General features: G+C 32.3%; 18 protein-coding genes. 9 read left to right on the forward strand and 9 right to left on the reverse strand.

Features of this window, described 5'->3' with window-relative positions; translation table 11 throughout:
* Positions 1–71: 71 nt before the first annotated feature.
* The 4 genes from Q4548_RS08910 to Q4548_RS08925 all read right to left on the reverse strand — a co-directional run bounded on the left by Q4548_RS08910 (position 72) and on the right by Q4548_RS08925 (position 3,247).
* The gene (locus Q4548_RS08910; protein WP_303453895.1) at positions 72–341 is read right to left on the reverse strand and encodes a hypothetical protein; all 270 of its coding nucleotides are present in this window, start codon (positions 339–341) and stop codon (positions 72–74) included.
* 211 nt (positions 342–552) lie between these two features.
* Entirely contained in the window at positions 553–807 is a 255-nt protein-coding gene (locus Q4548_RS08915; protein WP_303453898.1) for a GlsB/YeaQ/YmgE family stress response membrane protein, read from the reverse strand.
* A gap of 160 nt (positions 808–967) precedes the next feature.
* Positions 968–2,128 (reverse strand): tetrahydrodipicolinate N-succinyltransferase N-terminal domain-containing protein, encoded by a 1,161-nt coding sequence (locus Q4548_RS08920; protein ID WP_303453900.1) that lies wholly within the window; start codon positions 2,126–2,128, stop codon positions 968–970.
* A 78-nt stretch (positions 2,129–2,206) separates the two neighbouring features.
* A complete protein-coding gene (locus Q4548_RS08925) occupies positions 2,207–3,247 on the reverse strand; it encodes a substrate-binding domain-containing protein (protein ID WP_303453902.1) in 1,041 nt (346 codons plus the stop codon).
* 113 nt (positions 3,248–3,360) lie between these two features.
* Between Q4548_RS08925 and Q4548_RS08930 the strand changes: the two genes are divergently transcribed.
* The 7 genes from Q4548_RS08930 to Q4548_RS08960 are packed head-to-tail and all read left to right on the forward strand — an operon-like array spanning position 3,361 to position 11,036.
* Positions 3,361–4,176, forward strand: coding sequence for an SDR family oxidoreductase (locus tag Q4548_RS08930; protein ID WP_303453904.1), 816 nt, complete (start codon positions 3,361–3,363; stop codon positions 4,174–4,176).
* Between the two features lie 15 nt (positions 4,177–4,191).
* Positions 4,192–5,610, forward strand: coding sequence for a sulfatase (locus Q4548_RS08935; protein WP_303453906.1), 1,419 nt, complete (start codon positions 4,192–4,194; stop codon positions 5,608–5,610).
* A 10-nt stretch (positions 5,611–5,620) separates the two neighbouring features.
* A complete protein-coding gene (uxuA, locus tag Q4548_RS08940) occupies positions 5,621–6,799 on the forward strand; it encodes a mannonate dehydratase (RefSeq protein ID WP_303453908.1) in 1,179 nt (392 codons plus the stop codon).
* A gap of 29 nt (positions 6,800–6,828) precedes the next feature.
* Positions 6,829–8,211, forward strand: coding sequence for a glucuronate isomerase (gene uxaC / locus Q4548_RS08945; protein WP_303453910.1), 1,383 nt, complete (start codon positions 6,829–6,831; stop codon positions 8,209–8,211).
* Between the two features lie 50 nt (positions 8,212–8,261).
* Entirely contained in the window at positions 8,262–9,227 is a 966-nt protein-coding gene (locus tag Q4548_RS08950; RefSeq protein ID WP_303453912.1) for a TRAP transporter substrate-binding protein, read from the forward strand.
* Between the two features lies 1 nt (position 9,228).
* Positions 9,229–9,729, forward strand: a complete 501-nt coding sequence (locus Q4548_RS08955) for a TRAP transporter small permease (RefSeq protein WP_303453915.1) — start codon at positions 9,229–9,231, stop codon at positions 9,727–9,729.
* Positions 9,730–9,731: 2 nt separating this feature from the next.
* Positions 9,732–11,036, forward strand: a complete 1,305-nt coding sequence (locus Q4548_RS08960; RefSeq protein WP_303453917.1) for a TRAP transporter large permease — start codon at positions 9,732–9,734, stop codon at positions 11,034–11,036.
* Between the two features lie 4 nt (positions 11,037–11,040).
* On the opposite strand, the gene Q4548_RS08965 is transcribed toward Q4548_RS08960, so the two are convergent.
* Together Q4548_RS08965 and Q4548_RS08970 are read right to left on the reverse strand one after the other, a co-directional pair.
* Positions 11,041–12,279 carry a hypothetical protein gene (locus Q4548_RS08965; protein ID WP_303453920.1) on the reverse strand — a complete coding sequence of 413 codons (1,239 nt, stop codon included), beginning with the start codon at positions 12,277–12,279 and terminating at the stop codon, positions 11,041–11,043.
* A gap of 150 nt (positions 12,280–12,429) precedes the next feature.
* Positions 12,430–12,819: a DUF2721 domain-containing protein gene (locus Q4548_RS08970; protein ID WP_303453922.1), complete on the reverse strand. Its 390-nt coding sequence runs from the start codon at positions 12,817–12,819 to the stop codon at positions 12,430–12,432.
* 143 nt (positions 12,820–12,962) lie between these two features.
* Between Q4548_RS08970 and ychF the strand changes: the two genes are divergently transcribed.
* Both ychF and Q4548_RS08980 read left to right on the forward strand, forming a co-directional pair.
* On the forward strand, positions 12,963–14,054 hold the full coding sequence (gene ychF, locus Q4548_RS08975; protein ID WP_303453923.1) for a redox-regulated ATPase YchF: 1,092 nt from the start codon (positions 12,963–12,965) through the stop codon (positions 14,052–14,054).
* 212 nt (positions 14,055–14,266) lie between these two features.
* Positions 14,267–14,719 (forward strand): DUF1569 domain-containing protein, encoded by a 453-nt coding sequence (locus Q4548_RS08980; protein WP_303453925.1) that lies wholly within the window; start codon positions 14,267–14,269, stop codon positions 14,717–14,719.
* Positions 14,720–14,782: 63 nt separating this feature from the next.
* Here Q4548_RS08980 and Q4548_RS08985 read toward each other — a convergent pair whose 3' ends face one another.
* The 3 genes from Q4548_RS08985 to Q4548_RS08995 form a co-directional block, all read right to left on the reverse strand.
* Positions 14,783–15,733, reverse strand: coding sequence for a tRNA-dihydrouridine synthase (locus Q4548_RS08985; protein WP_303453927.1), 951 nt, complete (start codon positions 15,731–15,733; stop codon positions 14,783–14,785).
* Between the two features lie 205 nt (positions 15,734–15,938).
* On the reverse strand, positions 15,939–16,322 hold the full coding sequence (locus Q4548_RS08990) for a hypothetical protein (protein ID WP_303453929.1): 384 nt from the start codon (positions 16,320–16,322) through the stop codon (positions 15,939–15,941).
* Positions 16,323–16,598: 276 nt separating this feature from the next.
* A complete protein-coding gene (locus Q4548_RS08995; protein WP_303453931.1) occupies positions 16,599–16,949 on the reverse strand; it encodes a hypothetical protein in 351 nt (116 codons plus the stop codon).
* Positions 16,950–17,159 lie beyond the last annotated feature (210 nt).

Below are 17,159 nucleotides of genomic sequence, written 5' to 3' on the forward strand. Positions count from 1 at the left end.
TATGGTGTTTTTGGATTAAGAATAAATTCTTAAAGTAAATAGAGGGGAGGGTAGGCGAGCGTTGAGAAAGTTTACTCTTCTTCAGTTTGTTCTTTTTTAGGAATTAAACTAAATATAAAAAGCAGTATAATAGCTCCAGTTACATCTAATATAAAGTCTCCTAAATAACCATTGATGAAAGGGATTTTAAATATTTTAACAATTAGGCCGGTAAATATACCTCCTATTAGTCCTAAAAAGAAATAAACAACGGGACCAAGTTCTAGCTTTATGCTTCTAAACAGTAAGCTAGCTATCCAACCCGCTAAGATGGCTGAAATAATAGCGATGATAAAGTTCATAATAAAAATATTGATTAATGTTTTGTTATAGAGCAATTTACGAATAAATTTACTGCTTTGATTGCTTTTTAAAATCTTTTATAAATCACAACAAATATCAATATAATTATTGAAGAAAATCAAAAAAAACAGAGATATAATATAATAATCTCTGTTTTTGGGTGATAAAGTATGCATTAAATAGATGCACTACATTTTTTTAATGGATTGGTTAGCCTTTTTTACGGCCGCTAATAATGTTTAAAACCAATAACAATATCAAAGCACCAGCAAGTGAATAAACAAAATCACCTAGGTATCCCCTTATATAATTTATTGCGAAATATTTAAAAACATATTGACCTATAATTCCACCAATAAAACCAATCACTAAGTAACCTAGGAAACCGAATCTATTTCCTCTTAGTATAAGGCTAGCAGCCCATCCTGAGGCAACAGCAATAGCAAGGCTAATTAATAAGCTCATAATAGTTGTTTTAAAATTTGATTAAAAATAAGAAAATTAAAGCGTAAGATTTAATAGTTGTGTTGAAATGTTTGGTTTGCTTTTTTAGTCTGTTTCTAAAAACAAAAAACACATCTAATTTTTTAAAACTAGATGTGTTTTTAAACAACTGTATTTTGTCTTATGCGTGCAATGCTGCATTTAGCTCAATAGTTTTTGGGTTAGGACGGCAAGTTAAGTGTCCGTTGGTAGAATCTAATAAGAATAACAATTTGTCTTTTCCGTTCAACTCAGCACCTTTTACAATGTTTTGTCCTTCTTCCACAACATTTCCATTAATGTCTGTAGGTTGTTTGTCTGCGTTGTACAACCAAACTTTAGCAGCAGCAGTTACATAAACCCCAGCAGCAATGGTACATCCAAACCCTAAAGAGATTCCTGTTCCAGAGTTGGCTCCTAACAGACATTTGTCTCCAATAGAGATTACATTTTTATTACCACCAGACAAAGTTCCCATAATAGAAACTCCACCTCCTAAATCAGAATCGTGACCTACCAAAACACCAGCAGAAACTCTACCTTCTATCATGGCATTTCCTTTAGTACCTGCATTAAAGTTAACGTATCCGGCAGGCATAACTGTAGTCCCTACAGCACAGTGCGCTCCTAAACGAACTTGTGATCCACTAGCAATACGTACTCCGTTTGGTACGTGATAATTGACCATATAAGGAAACTTATCTACGTGAGAAACAATGATATTCTCTCCTTTAAAGGTTGCTTTTATTCTTTCAGCAGACAAATCTTCTGGTAAAATAGGACCATGATTTGTCCAGGCAATGTTGTTTAATTTACCAAAAGCACCGTCTAAAGACAATCCGTGAGGCAATACGTGTAACTGAGACAAACATTGTAATTTAAAATATCCTTCTACTGCATCTGCAACAGGTTGATCTTTGTCAAATAAGAAATAAGCCACTACATCAATTTCTTGATAAGTAGTTGTAGGAGTTGCTATGTTTTCTAACAATTGTTGAATCAAAACAATGTTTGGGTGTTTTTCAATTTCTCCATGAAAAGCAGCAAAGTTGTCAAACGCTTTTTGTAATTGTACTTTAGATACGGTAACAAATCCGTTTTCACCACCTTTAAACCCCGTTACATCTTGTAACAAAGCCGCAGTTCCGAAAGCAGTATTCCAATTGATTGCAGGAAAGTTTACGTCTAAAACTTTATCTTCTTTAGAACGGCGGATACCTAATCCAAATGCCAATGGTTTACTGTATCCTTCTGTAGCTTCTACTTTAGCTACGTATGCTTTAAAATCTTCTACTGTATTCATGTTGTGTGTTTTCAAAAAATAGTTGGGCAAATATAAGAGATTCAAGTTAGCTATAAAAACTGTTGAGTAAACTGTTGCTTATAAAAAATCTACATTCTCTTTTAACACGATTTCTATAGGTAAGTAGTGATTTTTTTTGGGTTGTTTTTTGTCAATAAGATAATTGAAAAGTAATTTAACGCCATCATAACCTTGCTCCATAGGTCTTTGACTAATTAAAAAATCTACGGTTTCATTTTTTAAAAATGCTACATTTTCTAGAGTATTGTCAAATCCTCCTAATTCAATATCCTTGCGATTTAGTTCAATAATACTTTTGGCTATAAAACTTATTTTACTAGAAGGAACAAAGATTCCTTTGGTATTGGGATTCTGGTCTAAGTAGTTTTTTAGTTCCTTGTTTAGTATTTGTAAATTGTCTAGAGTATTGATGGCAATCTTTTTTACAGAAATTGATTTTTCAGAATTTTTAAAAAAATCTTTAAAACCTTTTAGCCGTTGGTTGATAGAGGTATAGTTAACAACATTTTTACGGATTTCAACAATTAAAACTTCTGAATTCTCTGGCAAGACCCAATTGAATAATTTACCTGCAACAAAACCTCCTTGAAAAGATTTTTGACCAATAAAAGATAAATTATTTAAACCTTCTGTTTCAGTATTGATAAACACATAAGGAATGTTTTTGTCTTCTAATAAATGGATGTGTTCTTGGGTTTCTTTGTTTAAAATAGGAGCAATCAAAGCTGCACTAGGATTGGTATTTGCCATTTTTTTAAAAGCCTTGCAATAAGAATCTGGGTCAAATTGATTGAATTCAAAACTTTCAATTCTAAACCCCAGATTTTTAATTTCGTTCAAAGCTTTTTGTGCTCCTAGCTTCGGTGCTTCCCAGAAATCAAATTCGTTTTTAGACGTAGGAAGGAGCGTTGCTATGGTGTATGTTTTTTTAGAAGCCAATATACTGGCTACAGTATTTACGGTATAGTTGCTTTCCTCTATTATTTTTAAAACTCTTTCTTTAGTTTTCTTAGAAACTCCAGGTCTGTTGTGAAGTACTCTATCCACAGTACCTGGTGATACTTTTGCTATGATAGCAATGTCTTTAATACTCTTCAATACAATCCTGTTTTAGTTCTAGTTTTCAAAAATAAGTTAATTTTTAACAAAAAATTTAAAGATAAATAAATATTTGCTTAATTTCGTGTGCGTACACAAAATTGAAATACAAAATGACAGAATTATTTAATGTTCAAAATCAAGTAGTTATTGTTACAGGTGGAGCGGGAGTTTTAGGTGGAAGCATTGCAGAATATTTGTTGAAAGAAGGAGCTAAAGTGGTTATAATAAGCAGAAGTGAACACACGGTTGCGGATAAATTAGAGGAACTTAAAAAAATAAGTGATAACGTTTTAGGGTTTGCTTGTGATGTTTTAAGTGAATCTTCATTGATATTCGTTAAAGATGAAATTATAGAAAAATGGGGAAAGATTGATGCATTGATCAATGCAGCGGGTGGTAATATGCCTGGAGCAACTATTGGTCCTGATAAAAATTTCTTTGATTTAAAAATGGAAGATTTTAGAAAAGTGTCTGAGTTGAATTTAGATGGCTCTGTATTGCCGTCTATGGTTTTTGGAAAAGAAATTGTTGCTAATGGAAAAGGAAGTATCATCAATGTTTCTTCTATGGCCGCAGCACAAGCAATTACAAGGGTAGTTGGATATTCTGCATCTAAAGCAGCTATTGATAGTTTTACCAAATGGTTAGCTACAGAATTTGCTTTAAAGTTTGGAGGTAAAATTAGAGTAAATGCTATTGCACCGGGGTTTTTTATAGGAAAACAAAACTTACGATTGTTAACTAATGAAGATGGCTCTTACACAGATAGAGGAAATACCATTATTAGTAATACTCCTATGAAACGTTTTGGAGAATCTGAAGAGTTAAATGGAACCGTACATTGGTTATTAAGTGATGCTGCAAGTTTTGTAACCGGAATTGTAGTGCCAATTGATGGTGGATTTAGTGCATTTAGTGGTGTATAAATATCTTACGTAGAAATGAAAAATTATCACATAACAATATGCCTGCTTATTGGTTTATTCTTTACCACAAGCAAAGCGCAAAATAAAAAAAACATATTATTTATATGTATTGATGATTTACGTCCAGAATTAAAATCATTTGGAGCAGATTATATTATTTCTCCAAATATTGATGCGTTAGCTAAAAAAGGAAGACCTTTTTACAATCACTATGTAAATGCACCCAGTTGTGGCCCATCAAGATATACTATGTTAATGGGTACTTATGGACCTGCTCAAAATGATGCTATTTTTAAAAGAGCAAAAGATATTAAGCAGAACAAAGCAGTAAATCTAAGTATGCCAGAATGGTTTAAAAATAATGGATATACAACGGTTTCCTTAGGCAAAGTTTCTCATCATCCAGGTGGGTTAGGAGGAGTAGATTGGAACGATCCTAACACGATAGAGATGCCCAATGCTTGGGATAAAAGCTTAATTCCTGTAAAAGAATGGCAACATCCTAGAGGAGTAATGCATGGATTGTCTAATGGTGAAGTTAGAGGAAAGGTGGCTAAATCAATGGATGTGTTTCAATCTACTGTTGGAGAAGATACTATTTATCCAGATGGGCATATTACCAATAAAGCTATTGAACAGTTAGAAAATTTTAGTAAAACTAAAAAACCTTTCTTTTTTGCAGTTGGGTTGATTAAGCCACATTTACCATTTGGAGCTCCCAAAAAATATTACGACCGTTATAAGAACATAAACATTCCTGATGCTGCATTTTCTCAAAAACCAAACTGGCCATCTACTTGGCATGGATCAGGAGAGTTTATGAAATATAATAGATGGGGAAAAGATCCTAGAGCAGATAAAGGTTTTGCTAACGAAGTTAAAAAACATTACGCAGCTTGTGTTACTTATGCCGATGCACAAGTAGGAAGGATTTTAGCCAAGTTAAAAGAAACAGGTTTAGATAAGAATACTGTAATTGTTCTATGGGGAGACCATGGTTGGAGTTTGGGAGAACATGCTATTTGGGGAAAACATAGTTTATTTGAAGAGGCTTTGCATTCACCATTAATTATTGTAGACCACTGTGTGAAAGATAAAGGAAAAGGGACAAATGCTGTTGTAGAAACAGTAGATATATTTCCTACACTTTGTGACCTAACAAATTTATCAATTCCTGATTTTACAATTGGAGTTTCACTAAAACCTTTGTTAAAAAATGTGAAAACAAAAGGTCATAATGCATATGCTTATAAAAGAGGCAAAAAAACGATAAGAACAGATAGATATAGATTGGTTGTAAGCAATAAAGGTTCTGCAGAACTGTTCGATCATCAAGAAGACCCTTATGAAACCAAAAATATTGCAAGTAAACATCCAGATGTTGTAAAAGAGCTGAAGGAATTACTAAAACAAAAAGATTTACAAAGAAATTAAGTACAAAATAATGGAGCAAACATGGAGATGGTATGGACCTAAGGATCCGGTACAATTATCAGATATCAAACAAGCAGGAGCAACAGGAATTGTTTCGGCTTTACATCATATTCCAAACGGTCAAGTGTGGACTGTAGAAGAAATCTTAAAAAGAAAAGAAATTATTGAAACTACTGGTCTTACTTGGTCTGTAGTAGAAAGTATTCCTGTACACGAAAACATAAAAACACGTTCTGGAGATTTTAAAATTTATATTGAAAATTACAAGCAAAGCATTCAGAATTTAGCAAGTTGTGGTATTCACATTGTGTGTTATAATTTTATGCCTGTGTTAGATTGGACTCGTACCGATTTGGATTTTGAAGTTGCTGATGGTTCCAAAGCTTTACGTTTTGATGTGATTGCTTTTGCTGCTTTTGAACTGTTTTTATTAAAAAGACCAAGAGCAGAAAAAGACTATACAATACAGCAACAAAATAAAGCCAAAGCATATGTTGATAAATTAACAGATGAACAAAAACAGAAGTTAATTAACAATATTATTGCTGGTTTACCAGGAGCTGAAGAAGGTTACACTTTAAGTCAGTTTCAAACCATATTAAACACATACGATGAGATTGATGCGCAGAAATTGAGAGAGAATTTGGTTGCTTTCTTAAAAGAAATTATTCCTATTGCATCGCAAAATGAAGTAATGATGTGTATTCATCCAGACGATCCTCCTTATGCCATTTTAGGTTTACCTAGGGTAGTAAGTACCGAAGATGATTATGCCTATTTATTTGAACAAGTACCTAATATAGCTAACGGAATTACTTTTTGTACAGGTTCTTTAGGTGTAAGAGATGATAATAATTTAACTCAGATTTTTAAACGTTTTGCAGATAGAGTTCACTTTTTACATTTAAGAAGTACACAAAGAGATACAGAAGGAAATTTTTACGAAGCCAATCATTTAGAAGGTGATGTAGATATGTTTGGTGTAATTGCTGCTGTCGTACATGAAGAAAAAAGAAGAGGAGCAGAAGGTAGAAAAGATGCCGTTATTCCTGTACGTCCAGATCACGGACATCAAATGTTAGATGATTTGGGTAAAAAAACAAATCCAGGATATTCAGGAATTGGTAGATTAAGAGGTTTGGCAGAGTTGAGAGGTTTGGAATATGGAATTAAAAGAAGTCTAGTCTGATGGAAGCGATGAAGAAAGATAGCAATTTTATGAACGATGACTTTTTGTTACACACAGAAGTAGCAAAGAACTTGTATCATAATTATGCTAAAAAAATGCCAATTATTGATTATCACAATCATTTATCTCCAGAGAAAATTGCTAAGAATGAGTGTTTTAAAGATATTACAGAAGTCTGGTTGTCCGGGGATCATTACAAATGGAGAGCAATGCGTGCCAATGGTATTGATGAAGAATTTATCACCGGAAAAGCAACTACATCCTATCAAAAATTTGAAAAGTGGGCAGAAACAGTTCCTTACACAGTAAGAAATCCTTTGTTTCATTGGACACATATGGAGTTGAAAAAGTATTTTGGTATTACAGACATTTTACAACCAAGCACTTGTAAAGAAATTTATGATAAAGCTTCTCTAAAATTGCAAAAAACCACTCCAGAACAACTGCTGTTAGAGGCTAATGTAGAGGTGATTTGTACTACAGACGATCCTATTGACGATTTAAAATGGCACAAACAAATTGCAGAAGGAGATTTTAAAATTAAAGTATTACCAACATTCCGTCCAGATGCTGTTTTTGCTATTGATAGAGATGAGTTTGTAGGGTATATTCAGAAGCTAGGAAACGCATCTGCTATAGAAATTACAGATTTGCAGAGTTTGATTGCGGCTTTACAACAACGAGTAGATTTTTTTGAAAGCTTGGGTTGTCGTTTGTCAGACTTTGGAGTAGCAGGACCTTTGGTTTTTGATGATTTTTCAGAACGAGTAGCAAACGAAGCTTTTACGCAAAGATTAGCTGGGAATCCAATTTCAGAAGATCAAAAAATACAGTATAGTTCTTATGTTTTATACAAGCTAGCAAGCATGTACCACGCAAAAGATTGGACACAGCAATATCATTTAGGATCGGTTAGAAACAACAATGATCGTTTGATGCGTAACTTAGGAGCAGACGTTGGGTGTGATTCTGTTTCAGACGATGTTTATGCACATCAAATGGCAAAATTATTCAATAAGTTGGATAGTGATGAAAAATTAGCCAAAACCATAACTTATAATTTAAATCCTGCCGAAAACGAGGTTTTCGCGACCATGATGGGTAATTATAGCGGAAACATTCCAGGTAAAATGCAATGGGGTTCTGCATGGTGGTTTTTAGATCAGAAAGATGGAATGGAAAAGCAACTACAGACACTCTCAAATATTGGATTGTTGAGTCGTTTTGTAGGAATGTTAACTGACAGTCGTAGTTTTATGTCTTTTCCAAGACATGAATATTTTAGACGAATATTGTGCAACGAAATTGGTAGAGATGTTGAAAATGGAGAAATTCCAAACGATATAAATTTCTTAGGAAAAATGGTTGAAAATATTTGCTATTACAATGCATTTAACTATTTCAAATTTTAAAATATTATTTTATTCATCTTCAAACCTTCATTGATAACTAAAATAAAATTATGAGAATATTTTTTTACTTGATATTTATTTTTTTACTAGTTGCTTGTTCTGATTTAACAGGAACTAAAACATTGACACTCGCACATACTTTACCAATATCACATCCCGTTCATAAGGGAATTGTAGTGTTTCAAAAAGAGTTGGCTAAAATATCTGAAGGAAATTTGAATGTTAAAATTTTTCCTGATGGACAACTGGGAGGAGAGCGAGAGACTTTGGAACTGCTTCAAATAGGAAGTATTTCTATGACCAAGGTTAGCGCTGCGACCATGGCCAATTTTGTGCCTGAATACGGAGCGGTGAGTATTCCTTATGTTTTTAAAGATTTGGAACATTGTCACCGTGTATTAGAAGGTGCTGTAGGTGAAATTCTTTTAGAAAAAGGAACAGAAAGGTGGTTAAGAGGATTGTGTTTTTACGATGCGGGAAGTCGTAGTTTTTACACGGCTAAAAAACCTATCAAAACAGCCGAAGATGTAAAAGGATTGAAGATTAGAGTGATGAACGACCCAACAGCTATTAAAATGGTAAGTGCATTAGGTGGTTCTGCAACTCCAATGGCTTATGGAGAATTGTATACAGCTTTGCAGCAAGGAGTTGTTGATGGAGCAGAAAATAACATTCCTTCTTTTGTAACCTCTCGTCATTTTGAAGTTTGTAAATATTACAGTTTAGATCAACATACTTATATCCCCGATGTGTTGATTATAGGAACCAAAACCTTGAGTAGATTGTCGGAGCAAGAAAAAGCATGGGTGTTTAGTGCTGCAAAAAAATCTGTAGAAGCACAGAAAAAATTTTGGCAAGAGTCGGTATCAGAAGGTCTTCAAATTTTAAAAGAAGCTGGAGTTGAAATTTATGAACCTAATAAAGATGAGTTTAGAGAAAAAACAAAATCGTTAATGGGAGGGTTTAAAGAGGAGTCTTTTGTGAAGTTGGTAAAGGCAATTAAAAACACAAAATAGTATGGAGCAATTATTTAAAGGAGTAAAAAGGATATTAGAATATATGCTTGTAACCATATTTGTGATATTGGTTGTAGATGTTGTTTGGCAAGTAATTGCACGTTATGCAAAGATAAGTTCAGGTTTTACAGAAGAATTGTCTAGGTTTTTATTAATCTGGTTGGCTGTTATTGCTACAGCATATTCAAGAAGTTATAAAGGGCAGATGGCTATCGATTTTATTTATGAAAAATGCAATGACAAAGTAAAGCACATCCTAAGTGTTTTTATAGAATTATGCATTGTAAGTTTTGCGTTGGTTATTATGGTGATAGGAGGAATCAACCTGGTGTATATTACTTCAAAATTAGAACAATATTCGCCTTCATTACATGCTCCAATGGGGTTTGTATACAGCATTGTCCCTGTGTGTGGAATCCTTATTTTATTTTTTAGTTTTTATCACATTATGAATTACATAAGAGATCGAAAAGAAGCAATCTCTGCAACTAAATTAGTTTAATTATGAGTGTAGCAATTATTGGAGTGATAACTCTTTTTGTGATTTTATTTGCTTTGTTGTTGTTAAAAGTACCTGTTTCCTATAGTGTAGGAATAGCAACTATTATTACTTTGTTAATTAGTTTGCCAGTTTTACCTGCTATTACAACTATTACTCAGCAAATGACTACGGGTATTGATAGTTTTGCTTTGTTAGCCATTCCGTTTTTTATACTAGCGGGTGATATAATGAATAGTGGAGGAATTGCTAATAGATTGATCAATTTTTCCAAATCTTTGGTAGGTAGTTTTCCTGGAGGTTTGTTGTATGTAAATATTATTTCGGCAATGTTTTTTGGAGCCGTTTCTGGTTCTGCTGCAGCTTCTGCATCGGCAATTGGAGGAGTTTTAGCCAAAAGAATGGAAAAAGAAAATTATCCAAAACCTTTTAGTGCAGCCTTAAATATTACTTCATCTACCGTTGGTTTAATCATTCCACCAAGTAATGTTTTAATTGTTTTTGCTTTGGCCAGTGCCGGAGCAGCATCAGTAGAAGCCTTGTTTTTAGCAGGATATTTACCAGGAATTTTATTAGGATTTTCTTTTATAGTGTTAGCAGCTATTGTTGCTGTTCGTAAAAAATTTCCCAAAGAAGAACGCGTGTCTTTTAAACAATTATGGAATGATTTTAGAAAAGCAATTTTAAGTATATTAATGATTATTGTGGTTGTTGGTGGAATTGTGTTTGGAGTATTTACAGCTACAGAAGGGGCTGTAATTGCAGTAATTTATGCTTTGGTATTGAGTCTTTTCTACAAAGAAATTCAAGTAAAAGATTTAGGGAAAATCATTATTAAAAGTTCTAAAACGGTAGCTGTTGTTATGTTTTTAATTAGTACTTCTATGGCTTTGTCTTGGTTGTTCGCTTATAATGAAATTCCTCAGTTGATATCAGAATTTATGTTGACGAATTTTGACAGCCCTATAATGATGTTGTTGGCAATAAATTTAACATTATTGATTGTTGGTACTTTTATGGACATGACTCCAGCGGTTTTAATTTTTACACCTATTTTCTTACCTATTGTTACAGAAATTGGTTTAGACCCTGTGCATTTTGGAATTGTTATGGTGTTGAATTTGTGTATAGGATTGTGTACACCACCTGTGGGAACCTTATTGTTTATTGGTAGCGGAGTAGCAGGAGTAGAAGTCAGTAAGGTTGTAAAACCTTTGTTACCTTTTTTAGGAGTAATGATTTTGGTGTTGTTGTTAGTTACTTTTATTCCACAAATTAGTATGTTTTTACCAGGGTTGTTTGAGAAGTAGATATTTAATTTTCTGAATCTATTATAGATTGGAGTATTTTGTTCGCTAAGAGATAAGATGAAATATATTCTGCCTTATCTTCGATGTTATTTTTCATATGTTCAATCTCGTTTTTAAATCCTTTATTATCTGGTGAGAAAAAGAGCACAGAATTAAATTTAGAATTTAGTTTATGAGAATCAATATTTGGATTGTACACTTCTCTTAATGATGTCTTGCAATTGTTTAAATTCTCTCTTAATTTGTTTTCAACGGCAGTTGGAGTGTCGGATAAAATTACATTTGGTGCTTTATTGTCAATTTGAGGTTCAGCACCGTTTTCTATTGTGAATTTAAGCAGAAATGAATCTATTCCTGCTTTAGTGTCTTTTATCCAAAACTCTAGATTGCTAGTAAAATCTTCTATCGCATTTTTATACCTATCATGCTCTTCTCTTTTTTGATAAATTGTTAAAAGTATTTCTTGACTATACCAATGGTTTTGTAAAATAGATTCGAATTTAGAGGATAGCAAATTTATATAATCTTCAAAAGAGAGGTTTTGTAAACGGTGTTCTAGTTTTACCTCAATTTCTTTTTTTAAGTTCTTTAAGTTTTTTTCAATTTGACAAAGTATTATGTCTAGATAATCATTCATAAATTGATTATGACGGTTGATAATATCTATCATACTTATAGATTTCATTTCTAAGTTATAATTGTTTTTTTTAGCATACGTATGGTATTCTATAAACCCAGGTTTTGGATTGTAGGAAAATACAGCAGTAGATTTTAGATTGTTTTTCCAGCTTCCTAATGGATGTCCAACTAACTCATTTCTTATTTCTCTGTTAATCGCAAAATTTTCATCGTTATTAAGATTGTTTGAGAGCTCTCCATAGTTAAAAATTGATAAGAGCTCTCTCATTAAATCTTGTTGAATATAAATACTTTGGAGAAAACTAATGTTTTCTGAAATCATTTTGGTATTTCTGTCAGAACCGTGAAGAATATCATTGGGAGTATCGCCGACAAGAGAAGGGACTGATTGTATTATTTTTATTTTCGATGATTTTTTATAATCATAAATAAAAATAATATCAAGGGTGTCTTTTATGTAGCCAATAAGACTATTAGTGTAGTTTCTCTTTCCATATTCGGTATATTTCAAATATTTTTTGTCTCTACATATTTGATAAGAGCTAACATAGTTTTGCCAAAAAGAGAATACTAAGTCTAATTTTTTATTTATTTCTGTTTTCATAATTTAGATTTTTCCTGTTGATATCTAAATTAGATACTAAGTTCTTAGCCTAAGCACATTATTAAAAATAGTTATTGACATAGTTTACAACTAAAATAGGTTGATAACATAGTAGATTATGGAACAAAGAAAGTAATAATCAATAAAATCTTATACCTCCATATCTTTCAATTGCACTTGCAAAGCATTGGTAGAAACTTGAATTTCTATAAACAACAGAATCAAAGAAATCATCATACAAGAAAGACTCACAATGAAAACAATATCTGCAACGGTAGAAAGTTGTAAAAAAAGAAGCAACATGGTTAAAACACTTCCCATAAAGCTTAAGATGGCCGAAGCTTGAGTGGCTCTAATCAAAGTCAATCTTTTGCTTAAAATTTTAATTTGTACACCAATTGTTTTTTCATGAGAATTTTGATATTCTTTGTGCAATTGTCTAATCAAAGCAGCAATAGCTAAATAACGAGCATTGTAAGCTAACATGGTTAAAGAAATAGCAGGAAACAACAATGCGGGAATGCTCATGGTCAAATTCATGGTACAAGTTTTAAATTTCAATATAAAAATACAAAGAATCTTGTGGATAATAGCTAGTTTGGTTGTTTGCTTTTTCTAGATAAGATTCCTTTCAATCTTTAAATTATAGATTGTATCTTTGGCACTTCTAAAATTAGAATTTCATGAAAGCAGGTATTGTAGGATTACCAAACGTTGGAAAATCAACGTTATTCAATTGTTTGTCTAATGCAAAAGCACAAAGTGCAAACTTTCCCTTTTGTACTATAGAGCCTAATATTGGGGTGGTAAATGTACCAGATCCTAGATTAGAAAAGTTAGAAGAATTGGTAAATCCAGAGAGAGTAGTGCCTGCAACTGTAGAGATTGTAGACATTGCTGGTTTGGTAAAAGGAGCGAGTAAAGGTGAAGGATTGGGAAATCAATTTTTGGCAAACATTCGTGAAACAGATGCTATTTTGCACGTGTTACGTTGTTTTAACGATGACAATATTATTCACGTTGATGGTTCTATAGATCCAATTAGAGACAAAGAAACTATTGATATTGAATTGCAATTAAAAGACTTAGAAACGGTTGAAAAACGTTTGGAAAGAGTAAAGAAATTAGCCAAAACAGGAAACAAAGAAGCACAAGCTGAGTTTGATGTTTTAGACCGAATTAAAGTGGCTTTGGAGCAAGCAAAATCTATTCGTTCTTTAGAGTTTTTAGAAAAGGAATTGGAATTTGTAAAACCTTTGCAATTCATAACCATTAAGCCAGTAATGTACGTTTGTAATGTAGATGAAGCTGCTGCTGTTGATGGAAATGAATATGTAGAATTGGTAAAAGAAGCCGTGAAAGATGAAAATGCTGAAGTATTGTTTTTGGCAGTGGGAACGGAAGCAGATATCAATGAATTGGAAAGTTACGAAGAGCGTAAAGAATTTTTATCTGATGTTGGTTTAGAAGAGCCAGGAGCGGCCAAATTGATTCGTTATGCATACAGATTGTTAAATTTACAAACCTATTTTACGGCAGGTGTAAAAGAGGTGAGAGCATGGACAATTAATATTGGAGATACGGCACCACAAGCTGCTGGAGTCATTCATACCGATTTTGAAAAAGGATTTATTCGTGCAGAGGTAATTAAATATGATGATTACTTGATCTTTGGAAACGAAGCGAAAGTAAAAGAAGCAGGAAGATTGTCTGTAGAAGGAAAAGAATACATTGTACAAGATGGAGACATGATGAATTTTAGATTCAACGTGTAATTAATTTGTTACAAAAAATAAAAAAGAGAAAGAGAGCCATTTGGCTCTCTTTTTTTATGTAATAAACATTACTTTCCTTAAACAAAAATTAATATTTAAATTTATAAAATTCTGATTATAAAGGATATATTTAGTCTTGGGGTTTGTTCAAGTAAATCAATCCCTTATTTTTTTGATTAAAACAACAATAGTCACCAAATCCTTAATTTACAATGAAAAATATGTTTAATGCCATCGATACGGCTGAAATGATCAAGCGTATAGAAAGTTTGACACCTGCTGCCCAACCCAATTGGGGAAAAATGAATGTAGATCAAATGTTAGCTCATTGCAACGTTACTTATGAGCTTGTTTTTGAAGATTTACACGCTAAACCTAATGTTTTTAAGAAATTGATTCTTAAATTATTTGTGAAAGATATTGTTGTGGGTGATAAGCCATATAAAAAGAATGGGCAAACAGCACCTGAATTTGTGATTAAAGACAATCGTAAATTTGAAACAGAAAAAAAAAGATTGATTGATTACATCAACAAAACACAGCAATTGGGAGAGAATTTTTTTGAAGGAAAAGAGTCTTTGTCTTTTGGAGTTCTTACAATAAAAGAGTGGAATACCATGTTTGCAAAACATTTAGACCATCATCTGACTCAATTTGGTGTTTAAAAAGAATATTGATGATTTACAAAGCTTAAGAATCAAATCTTAAGCTTTATTAGTTGTATTTGTTTATCGTTTTTGATTTGCAAAAATTTCGTTTACCGCATTTTTATATTTTACCGCATTCCCAGCTTTTTTAATTGCTTTGTATACTTTTGGAGTGTTGTCAAAAGATTGTGAAAAATATTCCCAAAAGCCTAACATCTTCATTTTAATAGGTGTTGGTCCAGACAAAGCTTCATCGTACTGTTGGTAAATAGTATCGTGAAATTCTTTAAAAATTTGCCATTTATTTTCAGGATATTCTGTAGTATCATTTTTAATCATACTTGGTAAAAAAGGGTCGGCAATCAAGCCTCTACCAATCATAAAGTGATTTATTTCAGGAAAACGTTGTTGAATTTTTCTAAAAGCGTTTACGCTGGTAATATCACCATTGTAATACAGTTGATGAGGTGTTTGTTTCAAACAAGCTTCAAAAGCGTCTAAATCCACACCTCCTTTGTACAGTTGCTTTCCTATACGGGCATGAATGGCAATATTTTTTAGCGGATATTTGCCCAAAATAGCAAAAGTTTTTAATATTTCTGTTGGTTCATCATAACCCATGCGCATTTTCATAGAAATAGTCATGTCGCTTTCAGTATGAGCTTTGTGTAAAACTTCGTCAATTTTTTGTGGCTGACAAATCATACCGGATCCCATTCCTTGTTTGGTAACCATAGGGTATGGACAACCCAAATTCCAATTCAATTCTGTATAACCTAAAGATTTTACATAGTTCAAGGCGAATAAAAACTCATCAGGATTATTGGTCATAACTTGTGGAATTAGCTCTGGAACCGAATTGTTTTCAGGATTTAAATCTCGTTGGTAATTGTTTTTAATAATCAACTTACCATTCATTTTAATGTAAGGAGCATAAAAAGTGTCTATTCCCCCAAAATAATGATGGAATGCATTACGAAAACGAAAATCTGTAAATCCTTGTAATGGAGATGAAAGTAGCTTGATAGACATTCAAAAAAATTTATGCAAAAGTAGTGAAAAACAAAAGGAGTTGAAGAAATCAATTTTTTGTTTTAAAGCAAATTTAGAATGTCAATTATGTAAGTTTTGTTTTTAGTAAATTTTATTAAAGTAATAAGAGGTATAAAAAAAGAACAAGTGCTCAATGTTAACTTGAGCACCTGTTATTTTGGGGTTGGGGTATACAAAATTTTTATTAAGACAAAACGCTTCTTTCTATGGCGGTTCGGTTGTTTAAATTTAAGTGCCTTTCAATAAAATCAACAGCCATTTTAATGACACTTTTACGTGCGACTACTTTTAGTTTTACTTCTTCGGGCTTTTCTACTTCTGGTCTAGGAGTTCTAGGAGGCGGGTTTTTAATTCTGGATAAGGTTCTAATGTTGCTTTGAAGAATAAGGTTTGCGGTTTTAAAATTTGTTTCATCAACTAAAATCTGAATTTTTTCATCAGTTTTGTCTATGACAACACCAATTGGAGCTATTCTTTGTATAGCGTTCTTAATTTGATATGCATCTAATTGAGATTTGCATACATATAAAGTTTTTTGTGGGTTAGGGGTAGTCGGGATAGCAATCATCTTTTTTCTTTTTAGTAGTTAGGGATTCAATAGCATATATTCGGATAGTTTTTTAGGCTTTTAAGAACTCTCTACTAAAGATAACTTGATTTTGAATCATGAAAAGTGATGATAAGCAATCTAGTAGTTGTTTCTAATCAATTTATGGTAGTGTATGGAAAATAATCAATAAATATTTAAAAATAACGATAGTGTATCTGTATTGTAATCTTACTTATTGTTTAATCTTAGTTGTTGATTAAACTCGAAAACTATTTTTTGGGTTGAGTTACGTTGTTATGATAATACGCTTCTTTCTAAAGCTCCTTTGTTTACCAATCCGTCTAAAAATTCTACAGCTATTGTTATAAAACCTCTTTTAGCAGTTTTTTTAGGAACTTCTAAAGCTTCAACTTTAGCATAAGTATTCATGCTTTTTAGTGTTCTGAGAGAAGTATATAAAATTAGGTTTGCTGTTTTAAAATTAGAATTGTCAACCAATATTTTGTATTGATTGTTGTTTTTTTCAATTTCAACACCAATAGAAGCAACTCTTTGTATTGCGTTCTTTATGTGATACGCATCTAAATTGGTATCGCAAATGTGTAATGTTCTTTTTGTGTTTTGGGTAGTTGGGGTAGCAATCATTTTTTTCTTTTTTAATAGTTATTTATGGGGTGTAAATAGTATTTTTTTAAGTTGTGTTATCAACCTACTGTAAAGATAGATTTTAATAGTCTTGTTCAAAGTGATGACGAGCAATGCAAATGTTGTTTATAATCAATAATAAGCTAGGGGCTTAGCGAAATATGAGGGTTTTTATGATAAAATTAGAATTAAAAAATCACAATAGGTTTT

This window comes from Wenyingzhuangia sp. 2_MG-2023, assembly GCF_030548295.1.
In the GTDB taxonomy this organism is placed as follows: Bacteria; Bacteroidota; Bacteroidia; order Flavobacteriales; family Flavobacteriaceae; genus Wenyingzhuangia.